This window comes from Pseudomonas sp. Eqa60 (assembly GCF_018326405.1).
Taxonomy (GTDB): Bacteria; Pseudomonadota; Gammaproteobacteria; order Pseudomonadales; family Pseudomonadaceae; genus Aquipseudomonas; species Aquipseudomonas protegens.
Genome location: NZ_AP024342.1, coordinates 4,939,918 through 4,952,886, shown reverse-complemented (window position 1 = coordinate 4,952,886; position 12,969 = coordinate 4,939,918). Strand labels below are relative to the sequence as shown.

The 12,969-nt window shown below is 64.8% G+C and carries 5 protein-coding genes; all 5 read right to left on the bottom strand.

What is annotated here, in order from left to right; genetic code table 11:
- Window positions 1–3: 3 nt before the first annotated feature.
- On the bottom strand, window positions 4–2,952 hold the full coding sequence (locus KI242_RS22125; protein ID WP_053159694.1) for an HD domain-containing phosphohydrolase: 2,949 nt from the start codon (window positions 2,950–2,952) through the stop codon (window positions 4–6).
- A gap of 121 nt (window positions 2,953–3,073) precedes the next feature.
- The gene (locus KI242_RS22120) at window positions 3,074–4,816 is read right to left on the bottom strand and encodes a response regulator (RefSeq protein ID WP_053159722.1); all 1,743 of its coding nucleotides are present in this window, start codon (window positions 4,814–4,816) and stop codon (window positions 3,074–3,076) included.
- 43 nt (window positions 4,817–4,859) lie between these two features.
- Window positions 4,860–5,486, bottom strand: a complete 627-nt coding sequence (locus KI242_RS22115; protein ID WP_015636524.1) for a response regulator transcription factor — start codon at window positions 5,484–5,486, stop codon at window positions 4,860–4,862.
- A gap of 202 nt (window positions 5,487–5,688) precedes the next feature.
- Complete coding sequence (locus KI242_RS22110) at window positions 5,689–10,647, bottom strand: hemagglutinin repeat-containing protein (RefSeq protein WP_212805580.1); 4,959 nt, start codon at window positions 10,645–10,647, stop codon at window positions 5,689–5,691.
- A gap of 104 nt (window positions 10,648–10,751) precedes the next feature.
- Entirely contained in the window at window positions 10,752–12,419 is a 1,668-nt protein-coding gene (locus KI242_RS22105) for a ShlB/FhaC/HecB family hemolysin secretion/activation protein (RefSeq protein ID WP_202602773.1), read from the bottom strand.
- Window positions 12,420–12,969 lie beyond the last annotated feature (550 nt).

The window sequence follows — 12,969 nt, the reverse complement described above, 5'->3', positions numbered from 1 at the left end:
CCCTCAGGTGCTCAAGCCCGCCTTCTTGAGCAGTGAATCCTGGTCCACCGGGTCGACCTGTTGCGGCGTCAGGAAACGCTCCGCGTAGCGCTGGTAGATCCGCTGCTGGATGAACAGCTCGAACAGCTCGGGATCGATATGGGCATCGCGGCACATCATGGCCATGATGTTCAGCGCCTCGCTCAGGGTCTTGCCCCTTTTGTAGGGGCGGTCTGCCGCCGTCAGGGCCTCGAAGATGTCGGCGATGGCCATCATCCGCGCGGGCAGGCTCATCTGTTCGCGCTTGAGCTGCTTGGGGTAGCCGGTGCCGTCCATCTTCTCGTGGTGGCCGCCGGCGATCTCCGCCACGTTCTGCAAGTGGCTGGGGAAGGGCAGGTGCTCGAGCATGATGATGGTCTGCACGATGTGGTGGTTGATCACATAGCGTTCTTCGGCCGTCAGCGTGCCCCGGGCAATGCTCAGGTTGTACAGCTCACCACGGTTGTACTTGTGGCTGGGCACCTGCAGTTTGAAGCCCCAGGGGTTGTCCGCCGCCATGACTTCCGTGGCGCTGCGCTCCAGCAGGTGTTCGGGCTTGTCCGCCAGTAGCGGTTCCAGCACCGGCAGGCTCGGCGCCGGGGTGCGTTCCTGGCGCTGGTTCTCCTCCCAGGAAACCCCCAGGCGATCGTCCAGGGTCCGGCTCCAGGTGCGTTGGGCGATGCGCTGCAGGCGTTGCTGATCGGCCTCGGCCATGAATTCGGTGCCCATGTTGCAGCGGGCGACAAAGGCGAAGTCATCGTCCAGGGCCAGCAGCCGGGCCTCGCGCTCGGCGGCAAGAGGCTGTTCGTCGCCGCCCAGGGCCAGAGCGCGCCAGTAGTCGATCCAGGCGTCGCGCTTGAGCACCTCGAAGCGGGTGCGGATTTCGTGGATGCGGTTGTTCAGGGTTTCCAGCTTGGTGGCTTTGTCCACCACGTATTCCGGGGTGGTGACCTTGCCGCAGTCGTGCAGCCAGGCGGCGATGTGCAAGGCTTCCCACTCGTCCTCGCCGGGCTGGTAGGCAGCGAATCGCGGGTCCTGGCTGGCGGCGGCCGCCTCGGCCAGCATCAGGGTCAAGGCCGGTACCCGCTGGCAGTGGCCGCCGGTGTAGGGGCTCTTGGCATCGATGGCCCCGGCCAGCAACTGGATAAAGGCATCCAGCAACTGTTTCTGCTTGTTCTGCAGGCGCTGGCTCTCGATGCACAGGGCGGCGGTGGCGGACACGGCCTGGATAAAGGCGATGCGGTCCGGGCTGAGTTTGTCCAGGTCGGCCTCGGCGCCGCTGTCCACCAGGAACAGCAGGAGCATGCCTATGGTTTCGTTGTGCCGGTTGCGCAGGCGGATGCCCACCAGGTGCGCACTGGGGCTGTCGAGGGCCAGCAACACGCTCTGCAGGTCCGCGGCCTGATCGAATCCCAGGGTGGTGACCACGCTGTCGTTGTGGGTCAGTTGGCTCAGCCACTCGGGAGTCCGGCTGTCCGCCAGTTCCCGGGAGCCGATGGGGAACTGCGTCATGTCCTGGGGCTGGCCATCGATGATCAGCCCATGGGGCTCCAGGCGCGTGCCCTTGCTTTCACAGAGGTAGATCAGGCCGGCCTGGGCCTGGGCGATCTTCACGGTCTCGAACAGCACCCGTTGCAGCAGCGGGTCGAAACGGGTTTCGGCGGACAGGCTGGCGTTGATCTCGAAAAAGCTCGCCAGGGTGTCTTTCATCCGCGCCATCGAGATGCTCAGTTGATCAACCTCCAACACCGGTGAACGCCGGGAAACCGGATAGTCGAAATCGAAACTGCGGATCGCGTCGGCCTCCTGCACCAGGGCGTGTAGCGGCCGTACCAGGACCCGGGAGATCAGCCAACCAAGGGGCAGGCACAGCAGCAGGGTGGTGAGGGTAATCAGCGCGCCTTGCCAGCGCAGGCGATAGGCGTCGGCCAGAAGTTCGTCCTCGGGCACCAGCAGCGCCAGCTGCAAGCCGCCGGGGCCACCCTCGGCGATATGGCCGCTGGCGACAATCCAGCTGCGCCCCTGGGCCTGCAGATGGCCGCCTTCGGTCTGGCCACGCATCAGGGCAGCGAGCGCCGGGCTCAGGTCGTTCGCCTTGACCAGCCGCGCACTGCGTTGTTCCGGCAGCAGCTTCTGGCTGTCCGGGTAGGCCACGACGTTGCCCTGGTCATCCAGCAGGGCAACCTCGGTGGAGGGTGTGACGCGGTGCTTGGCCAGGGTCGAGGACAGCTGTTCCAGGGTCAGGTCGGCGGCGATCACGGCCATCTTGCCGCTGTGCCGGGCCAGGGTGGTGCCGACGTTCTGGGTGGAAAAGAACACATAGGGGCGGGTAGTGATCTGGTCGGCGTCGCCCCGGGCGCTGGAGAACCAGTCGCGGTTACGTGGGTCGTAGCGCTCGTCGGGGTGCTCCAGGCGGTCGATCAATACCAGCGCGGGGTCATAGAACAGCGATTGGGAATGGACTTGGCCGGTGCGGGAGTCGCGTTCGATGCTCCACACCTCGTAGGCGCTGTTCTGCGGGGCCTGGCGCCTTTCGCGGATCTGCGGATTGCGCAGTGGCCGCACCATGAAGAAATCGCCATTGGCGTAGCCCAGGTACAGCGAAGCCAGGTCCGGGTTGTCCAGCAGGGCCTGGCTGAAAGGCCGCAGCAGGGTCAGCCGGTCTTCCAGGTTCGCCGCCTGGGCCGCCGGCGCGCCCGCCAGCAGGCTGAGCAGATGGCGCATGGGATCGTAGGTGGCCTTGACGTCGCTGCGTACATCCAGCTCGATGCGCTGGAAAAGCTTTTCACTGCTGTCGAGGATCAGCCGCGTGGTCTGCTGGTAGTTGTAGAGGCCCAGCACCACACCCGTCAGGAGCAACAGCAAGGTGAACATTGCACTGATATGGATATGCAGAGGAAAGCGGCGTTGTGCTAAGGCAGGGGGGCTCAGCATTCCAATTCACTCCAAAGGCACACGAGGCATGGCTCAGGACCCAAGCATAGTTAAGGCTGGCATCGCCTGCCTTGGCTTTACCGGGGGACCGAGGGGGTCGAGGAAACCGTTGCTACGGGTTTCATGGGTGTGGCTGACGGCGAGGCAATACTGGCCTTTTGCTATTTTCCTGGCAAGAGGCAGGCTGGGTTGCTTTGAGGGGCGGCGCAGGTTGCGATTGAGCCTGGCCTTCGAGGTGTCGGTGCAAGGATTGGGCAAGGCGTATCAGGGCCAGGTCCAGGGCGCGCACAGCGGTGCTGATGACGGTAGCCCCGGCCCGTTCCAGGCAAGCCCGTTCCAGGTTTTCACAGCAGTTCTGCAAGGGGGTGGCCCGGACCATTAGCGCCGAGCCCCTGATCTTGTGGGCCAGCTCCAGCAGGGCGGTGAAATCGTCGGGCAGGATCCTCCCCAGCAGGTGGCGATCCTCACGGCAACACTGCGACAGTTTTTCCAGCATGCTCCGCACAAGCTGCGGCTTGCCGTGGGTCAGGGTGAACAAGGCCTCGATGCTGAAACTGTCAGGCCTTGGCAGGGGGCGCAGCGTCGCCAGACGCGAGCCCAGCAACTCCAGCCCCAAGGGCTTGCACAGGCAATCGTGCATGCCGGCATCCAGGCCACGCTGATGCGTCTGCGGGTCGTTGCTGGCGCTGCAGCCGATCAGGTTGACCGCCGGCCCGGAGCCTTCGCTGCGGCGTATGGCCTCGGCCAGTTGGTAGCCATTCATCAAGGGCATGTTGCAGTCGACGATCAGCAGGTCGAAGTCGCCCTCGTGCCATAGCTGATAGGCCTGCAACCCGTTCCCGGCGCAGGTGACCCGGTGCCCGAGGTGCTCCAGTTGCCCTTGCAGCAAGGTCAGGCTGGCAGGGTGATCGTCTGCCAGCAGCACATCCAGCGGCAGTTGGGCAGCAGCCGGCGTGGCGGCGACGGGCCTGGGGGCGACGGCCGTGCGGCCGGGCAAGGTCAGCCTGACCTGCACTTCGCATCCGGGGCCCGTGCGGCCGTGCAGGCTCAGGCTGCCCCCCATCTGCAGGCACAGCTGATGGCTGATGGGCAGGCCGAGGCCACTGCTGTCCCGTGGCGACTGGCTGGTCGGTTCCACCTGGGCGAAGGGCTGCAACAGGCGCTGGCGCTCCTGTGGGGGAATGCCGATGCCGGTGTCCAGCACCCGCAGCAGCAGGTCGAAGTGCCCGGGGCGCGCCGCCGGCAGCAATTGCAGCTTGACCTGCACCTTGCCCTGTCGGGTGAACTTGAGGGCATTGCTCAACAGGTTGGTCAGGATCTGCTTGAAACGCAGGCCATCTACCAGTACCTGGGGTTCGGGGGACGGGGCCTGGAACTCCAGGCTCAGGTCCAGGTTCTTCTGCCGGGCCAGGGCCTGGAACACCCCCAGCACTGCCTCGGTGCTGTGGCTCAGGCAGGTCCAGGCCGGGTTCAGTTGAAGTTGCCCGGACTCGATCCGGCTGATGTCCAGCAGGTCGCCGAGCAGCTCCCGCAGGTCACTGGCGGCACCCAGGGCCAGCTCCAGGGAACCACGGTTGGCTGAGCCGTCCTCGGTGCGTTGCAGCACCAGTTCCAGGAGGCCGATGAAGGCGTTCAGTGGTGTGCGGATCTCATGGCCAAGGTGGCCGAGGAACTGGCCTTTCAGGCGGTTGGCCCGCTCGGCCTGCTGCAGGCTGGTGCCCAGGGTTGCCACCGTCTGTTGCAGCGCCTGGACCTGTTGCCGGTGTTGGCGCAGTTGCCGGTACAGGCAGGCCAGGCCCAGCCCGGCCGCCATCGACAGCAACAGCAGGGCAGCGACGCCCATCGGCAGCAGGGCCGGGGTCATGGCCAGGGTACCCGGCACATCGGGGAAGGGGCTGGCTGGCGGTTCATATCAATGCGTTACGCTTGGCCATGTCCACCAGTTCACTCATCGAGGTGGTCGCCAGTTTCTGCATGATGCGTTTCTTGTAGGTGCTGACGGTCTTGTTGCTGAGAAACATGCCGGCGGCAATTTCCTTGTTGGTCTGGCCCATGGCGAACAGCTGCAGGACCATCAATTCCCGGTCATTGAGTGAGTTGAACTGCGCCAACTCCAGTGGCGAGCCAAAAGTGATGCGGTCAACCTGCAGAGCCTGGCTGGGGAAGTAGTTGTAGCCGCTGCAGATTGCCTTGATGGCGCTGAGCAGCTCGCTCATGTCCTCCTGTTTGCAGACGTAGCCGCAAGCCCCGGCGCGCATGCAGCGGTTGGCGAACAGGGCAGCGGACTGGGCGGTCAGGACCAGGATCCGCGAGCGCCTCGGCATATTGCCGAGGCGCTCCAGCAGCTCCAGCCCGTCCAGCTTGGGAATGCAGATATCGAGGATGACCAGGTCCGGTTCGCAATCACGGACCATCTGCAGTGCATCGACGCCGTTATCGGTTTCACCAACGATCGAATACCCCTCGTGCTCCAGCAGGATACGAATGGCCATGCGTACCACGGGATGATCATCAATGATTAGTACCGAGCCCATACAGGCCTCCAGCCGACCAATAGAAAGCCCGAACGTTAGCCCAGCTGGTGGAGGGGAAAAGTGGCGAAAGAGCGGTTAGGCGCAATCTAGGAAGCGTCTTACAAAGAATAAGGGGAGGGATTACAGGCAGTTGGCATCTAATGGAAGTTCAACAGGGTGGGGCACCCAGGCCGCCCTCCCAGGAAGGAGGGCGGCCGTGACCTCATGGCGTTTTCTGATCGATACCGGCTTGCAGCAGCTGGCTGTTGCTGTGGCCGCCGACACGCAGCGGGCCGAGGTTGAACACCTGGTCCTTGCTGGTGGCCTCGTCCTGTTTGCGGGTCAGCTCGCTACCGGCGCCCAGGGCCAGGTTGACCGGTGACTTGGAAAGGTTGAGCCCGGCGTCGACGCGGTAGTCCGAGCCGGCCAGGGCGTTGCTGGTGACCTTGGAGCCCCCCAGGTCGACCCGACCCTCGCTGGCACCGATGCGTGCACCGGTGAGCGTGGTTTCGCCGCTGACCCGCAGATTCACCCCTTGCTGGCCACGGATGCCCGAGGCCTGCTCCACACTGTCCTTGCCAGCATGGCTGAAGCCCAGGTTCAAGGTCGGGGTGTAGGAGGTGTTGCCGCTCTTGTCGCCGAACAGTACGCCTTCTGCGGTGTTGGCCACCTTGCTGCCGGTGGTGTTCTTCTCGCTGACCGAGTAGCTGTCGCTGGTTTTCGGCCAGAAACGTTCCTTGAGGCTGGAGAAGCCATTGCCCACGGCGTCGGCCTTGTCGGCCAGGTAGCTCTTGGCCTTGTCCACACCGTTGCCAAAGGCGCCACGGGGCTCGGGGTTGACGTCGTAGCTGCCGCTGCGGCTGAGCTTCTCGCCCAGGCGTTCCTTGGCGTTGTTGGCCTGGGCGACCACGCTGTCCTTGGCCGAGCCGAGTTTGTCGACGCCCTTGTCGACGGCGTTCTCCAGTTTCTCACGGTGCTTGTCGAAGCCTTTCTCGGCCTTGGCCTTCAGGTCGTCCTTGAGTGGGCCGGCCGGCTTGGCCAGCTTGTCCACCAGCCCGGGCTGGTTCTTCGCCACCTCCAGCTTGGCGTCGATATTGACCTGGGTGCTGCGCAGGCGGTCCTGGCGGCTTTCGATGTCGAGGCGGCCACCGATGGCTCCGTCGACCCGTTGCGCGTCGATGTTGGCCCCAGCCAGATGCACGTTGCCGGCGCTGTTGAGGACCACCTGGTCGGCCTTGATCAGGCTGTTGTGCTGGGTAGTGCTCTGGCGCTGGTCGACGTCGATCTTGGCCCGGGCGTTGATCCCGCGGTCGATTTTCGGCGAGTCGTGCTCGCTGGCATCGGCCAGGGTGGTCTTGCCCATGCTGCCACCGGCGCCCAGGGTCAGGCCCCAGTTGTCATGGGCCTGGGTAGAGTGCGCCGACTCCTGGAAGATGCCGCCCTGGGCCGCATCCAGGACGACCTTGCCGGCATCGATCCGGGTGCCCTGCAAGTGAATCGCGTCGTCGCCTGTGGCGGCGCTGCCCAGCAGGACCTGGCCCTGGCTGTAGAGTTGCGCGCCGCGCTGGCTCTGGTCGTTTTCAGAGACCCGGCCAATGTTGAAGTTGGCGCTGAGGTTGACGCTCTTGCCGCTGCTTTGCTCGCTGCTGGTTTTACTGGCACCGGCAGTGAGCCCGCCACCCAGGTTGCTGCCCCGGCTGGTGTGGGTGTCCACGGCGGCTTGCAGGTCCAGCTTGCCGCCAGCGCCCAGGCGGATATCGCCGGTAGGCCGTGCCGCGTTGCCGATCTGCGTGCCTTGCAGCGTCAGGTTGGCGCCGCTGTCGAGCTGCACCGGGCCCTGGCCCTGGATGCTGGCAACCCGCGCCTGGCTGTCCTGCTGCTCCAGGCTCTTGTGGTCCAGCTGGACACCGGCACCCAGGTTGAGGTTGCTGCCGTTGCTGCCCGGGGTGGTGCCCAGGGTCAGCGAGGCGTCGCCACGCAGGCTGGAGTTGCTGCTGCTCTGGCGGTCATTGGCCTGGTTCAGCGCCAGTTCACCGCCGCTCTTGAGCTTCACGCCACCCTGGCCGCCATTGAACTGGCTGCCTTCGAAGCGCCCGTCGCCGGCCAGCTGGATGTCCACGCCCTGGCTGGCGTTGTAGCTGCCGACCTGGGCCTGGTCCTTGCTGCTGGTGACGGTACTGCTGCCACCGGCGCCGCTGCCGCGGATGTTCAGGTCCTCGCCGGTATTGGTGTAGACCCGCACGCCTGCCTTGGCATCCAGGGCCTGTTCGCTGCTGCTGGTGCTGTTGCTGGCGGCGCTGGCCAGCAGGCTGTCGGCGCTGATTTTCACCGCGCCATCAGTGGCACGGTACTGGGTGCCCTGGTCCTGCAGTTGGCCTTTGACCTTGACCTCGACCTGGCCACCGCTCAACTGGCTGACCACCGCGGTGCCGCTGCTGCTGTCCAGCTGGCGGTTCTGGTGGCTGACGTCCACGTCCAGCCCGACGTTGGGCTGTTCCAGGGCATCGAGTACTCCCGGTTGATGGAACTTGCGCTGGGCCACGCCCTGGATGGCCTTCTCGATCGGCCGCGTGACGCCCTTGTATTCGACGTTGGCGCCGACATCCACTGCCCAGTTGTTGTCCTGGTGGTGGCTGGTTTCGCTGTTGCGGGCGGCCTTGTTCACCACCTCGCCGGCGTTGACCTGCAAGGTACCGCCAGTCTTGACCTGGGCCCCTTCGGTGGTCAGGCGGTTGCCGGCGTTGATGGTCAGGTTGCCGCTGGCGCCGATGTTGCTGGTTTGCGCGGTGCTCTTGCTGCTGCTGTCCTGGCTGCTGTTGTGCGCCACTTCCACGCCGTTGCCGGCCCGGTCCAGGCCGCCGGTGTAATAGAAGCCGCCGCCGGTGGTGGTGCTGTCGCTGTGCTTCTCGGTTGTGTTGTCCGCGGCCAGCAACTGCACATGCTTGCCACTCAGGCTGGCATCGCCGGCCGTGGCCGCAAGGTCGCTGCCTTGCACCTTGAGATCTTCGCCGGCAGTGACCGCCAGGGTGCCGCCGGTGAGGCTGGAGGCCTGTTGCCGGGTGCTGTCGCTGCTGTCGTTGCGTTGTTCATCCTGGTAGCGCACCCCGGCCCGGTATTGGCCGATGCCCGGTGCATTTTCCTTGGCGTAGGCGTCGAAGCCGCGCTTCTGGGTGCTGCTGCTGTCGTGCTGGGTGTCTTCGGCGGCCGCGACCTTGATCGTGCCCTTGGCGCTGGCGTCCAGTGCCCCTGCTGCGGCGACCTGGGAGCCGCTGACGGTCAGGTCCTCGGCGCTCTGCAACTTGAGGTTGCTGTCCGAGCGCAACTGGCTGCCGACCGTGGTGCTGCCCTTGTTCTGCTGGCGGCTCTCGTCCTTGGCAATGCCGAAGAACTTGCTGTCCTTGCTGTGGTTGTTGCTGTGGGACGTGTCCCGCACGCCGTCGATGGTCAGCGCGCCCTTGTCACTGATGACGCTGGCCTCGGTGCCGCCGCGGGCCTGGCTGCCGCTGATGCGTACGCTGTCGGCGCGCACGATCAGCTTGCCGTCGGCGTTGACCTTGCTGCCCTGGTTCTGGGTCTTGCCCTGGTCGCCGTCGGCGTTCTTGCCGAAGAAGCCACCGCCCACCAGGTCGCCGGAGTAGCGCTGGTTGCTCTGGCTCTGCTGGCGGCTGGCGCTGGTGATGTCGACGTCCTTGGCGCTCAGCAGGATGTCGCCCTGGCTGTGCAGCTCGGCGCCCTGCAGTTGCAGTGTCTGCTGGCTGGTCAGTTCCAGCTGCTTGCCGCTCTTGAGCTGGCTGGTGACGGTGCGCTGCTCGCTGCTGGCGTTGTCCCAGTTTTCCTTCCACAGGTGCTTGCGATGCTGGCCCTGGTCACGCTGGGTGTGGGTCTCGGTGGCGGCGGTCAGGCGCAGGTCGCCGCCGCTTTGGGCGCTCAGGCGATTGCCGGCCTCGACGCTGCTGCCCTGGATCTGGGTGCTGGCGCCGGAATTCAGCTCGGCATCCTGCCGGGCGACGACCTTGTTACCGTGCTGGCGGCTGTCGCTGTCGGTGTGGGTACTGTCGTAGGTTTCCCAGGTGATGCCGATGGTGCTGTTTTCCCATTGCTGGCGTTTTTCCTGGAGCTTGCGGCTTTCGATGCTGCTCAGGGTCAGGTTGCGCCCGGCATCGAGCTTGACGTTGCGGCCACTGACATCGGTGGCGGCCAGGGTCAGGTCCTTGGCTCCGTGCAGCTCGATGTCGCCCTGGCTGCTGACCCCGGCACGGATCGCGTCGAGGCTGTTGTCCACGGCCTGGCCACGGATGTCCAGGTCACCGGCGGAACTCAGCTTGACCCCGTCGCGGCCGTCCACCTGGACGGCGCCGACACGCACCCCGGCACCTTCGGCGGTGCTGACGATATTGATCCGCCCGGCCTGCATGGCACCGAACAGGCTGGCGTCGATGCGCTGCTCCTGGGTGCGGCTTGCCGGATCGACGTTACGCACCTGGCCGCTGGGGTAGTCCAGCTGGTTGCGACCGACGGTGACATTCAACTGGTCCCGGGCCTTGAGGGCGCCCTGGCTGTCGATGCGCGGGGCGATCAGATTGATCGAACCCTCGGCGTTGCGCAGGCCACCGCCCTGGATAGCCAACTGGCCGTGGGCATCCTGGGTGTTGAGCCCTTGCAGCTTGCCGTCTTGGAGTTCCGGGCGGCCCACCACCAGGCTGGCATTGGGGGTGTTGATGAAGCTGCCGCCATTGACCGAGATGCCATTGGGGTTGGCCAGCACGAAGTCGGCGGCACGGCCGAAGATCTCCTGGGCACCATTGAGTTGCGAGGCATTGCGGCTGATCACTTCGTTGAGGATCACGCTGGCCGCCTGGCCGTGGAACTGCTGGTTGGCCGCCAGTTGCCCGGCCAGCTGCGACTGCCCGGCCTGCAAGGCGTTGTTCAGTACCACGCCCTGTTGCCCGACGTTGTAGTCCAGGAACTGGTTGTGGGACAGGCCGCCGGCATTGGGCGCGACGATGTTGACGATGGGTACGCCACCCTGGTTTTGCAGCTGGGGGATGCCGCCGGGCCCCTCGGCCACGGTGATCCCGCCGGCCAGGGCCAGGGGCAGATGGGAGACCAGCAGCAGGCCGGCGATGGTCCAGCGCAATGTGCCCTGGGGCGAAAGGTGGAACCTGTGAGTGTTGTCAGGCATGAGAACCTCGTTCTGAGTGGGGTGAGCCGGGCGTTGCTTTCTAAGGGGGCAACGGCGCGTGATGCTCAGGTTCGTCGGTTGATTCAGGCTAATCGGCGGTCGGGTCAAATCTGCAGGCTGAACCTGGCCAGCCAGACTTCCGGCTCCGTTCGGAAACCTTCTGGGGTGTTGAGGCTGCGTTGGTAGTCCAGGTCGACCTGGAGTTTTTTCCAGCTCAGGTTGAGCCCCAAGCTGGCACCGCTCAGCTGCCGGCTCCGGGCGCCGTGCTCGGCCTTGATCCAGCCGTTGTCCAGGCCCAGGCGCGGGGTGATCTTGACCGGCAGGTCGTTGTCGAGCGGCAGGCGCAGGGTGTTGCGCCATACCGCGCCAATGGCGCCGGAAGCACTGTTGATGCGATAGCCGCGCACCGCCGAATCGTCGGTGCCCAGCAGTTGTTCGATGGCCGGCAGCGGGTCCGGGCTGTACTGCGCCGAGAGCTGGCTCTGCCACTGCCAGCGCTGGGTGCCCAGCTGGCCGTTGCGCCACTGGCTGAGGCCGGCGCGGTACTTGCGGAATTGCGCCTGGGGCAGGTTGCGCTGTACCTGCTGCGAGTCGCGGTCGGCGCCGAACCAGGTCAGGCCCTGGGCGTAATTGACATCCAGGTTCCACACTGCGCTGTCGAGCCAGAACAGGTTGAGCCCGGCTTCGGCCACGGTCAGGGTCGGGCTCTGGATCTGCAGGTGGGCCTTCTGCAGGTAGCTGTCCACGTCCTTGTAGGCCAGTTGCAGGTTGGCGCTCAGCTGGTGGCTCTGGTCGCGCCACAGCACCCGGTCGGCGCGGCCGCTGACCATGTCGGTACGCCCGCTGTTGTACAAGGTGGTGCGGGGCAGCTTGAGCGGCGCGCGGTATTCGGCATGGCTGGCGAACAGGCTGTAGGTCCAGTAGCCGTAGGGCACCGAGTAGAACAGGCTGCTGCTGCGGCTGTAGCGCGGGCCGTGGTTGAGGGTGTCGCTGTAGTTCAGGTTCAGCGCATCGTTGATCTGCAACGGGCTGTCGAGGTTGAGGTTGATCGACTGCCGGTCACGCCCGGTGCCGGCGCTGCCCAGGTTGTCCACCCCCAGGCCCAGGCCCCAGCGTGCGGCGCTGCTGCGCGAGCGCAGGATGATCCGCGAGGCCCCGGGCTGGCTGCCGGGGGCGATGTCGGCGGTCAGGTCCAGGGAGCGCAGGCGGTTCAGTTGATCCAGGCCCTGCTCCAGGTCCCGCAGGTACAGGGGCTTGCCGAGCATGCCCGGGAAAGCGCCGCCCAGGGACACCGGCAGGCTCTGGTCGGCCAGTTCGATGGCTTCGACGTAGCCTTCCTCTACCAGGATATCCAGGCTGTGCCCGGCCGCCGGAGTGCTGGCCAGGTAAGGGCGGCTGGCGATGTAGCCGGCCTCTACATAGAGGCGAGTGATGGCCGCCAGCAACTGGTTGATCTGGTTGGCCCCCATGCACGGCGCGACATACGGCTTGATGTAGTCATTGAGCCGGGCCTTGTCGAACAGGCTGACGCCGCCGATGCGGGTGCCGCTCAGGGGCCAGCAGCGCTCGTCGCTGGCAGTCTGCGCAGGTTGGCTGGGGGCCGCCGGGGTGCTGCTGAAACTGCCGCGCTGCATCTGCCGCTGGCGCTGTTCCAGTTGCAGTTGTTGCAGGTCCCGTTGCTGTTGTTGCTGCAGGCGCAGGGCTTCCTGGCCCGGTTGCAGGTTATCGGCCAGGGCCGGCGTCAGGTACGTCAGGCCCAGCAGCAGTCCCAGGTACCAAGTGCTGGTGTGGGGGAGAAGGGAGCGGTCAGTGCGTAATGAATAGGGCACTTGGCATCCTTACTGTAATAAGACGAAGTGACAGACACTCGGAAAGCCGGGTATGAGGCTCAACTAGTGACGTCGCTTTTAGTTCTGCCCTGTGAACGCTAAATACCTTCGATATCTATATCTGAGGTTCAGTGCTCAAGTGCTCGGAAGTGACAGTTCCTGAGTAAGTGCCGGATGGGTTAGTGCAAATTCAGGTATGACAAAAGGGTTGAGTGAGTTGCAGTGGAAACGTTACAGCGCAGTGCAAAATTAATTTTTCCGGGGGTGGTCAGCGGGGGAATAGCCTGTGAAATCGAGACTATCCGAAACCCAAAAGGCTATTTGTACGTAAATTGTAAATACATAGAAGGCTAACGAAATTTGCTTGTCAGCCCTGATTGGCAAGGGGTGTGGCGCTCGGGTGAATTATTCAAAGGTAGGATGTTTGGTTGAATGGCTAACTGGATGTTTAATTCTGTAATCGTCAGTTCGTATATCAACTTGCGAGCGCCAA

Excerpts from the sequence above, each read along its gene's own strand:
- KI242_RS22125 (WP_053159694.1), bottom strand. The coding sequence starts at position 2,952 with ATGCTGAGCCCCCCTGCCTTAGCACAACGCCGCTTTCCTCTGCATATC.
- KI242_RS22120 (WP_053159722.1), bottom strand. The coding sequence starts at position 4,816 with ATGACCCCGGCCCTGCTGCCGATGGGCGTCGCTGCCCTGCTGTTGCTG.
- KI242_RS22110 (WP_212805580.1), bottom strand. The coding sequence starts at position 10,647 with ATGCCTGACAACACTCACAGGTTCCACCTTTCGCCCCAGGGCACATTG.
- KI242_RS22115 (WP_015636524.1), bottom strand. The coding sequence starts at position 5,486 with ATGGGCTCGGTACTAATCATTGATGATCATCCCGTGGTACGCATGGCC.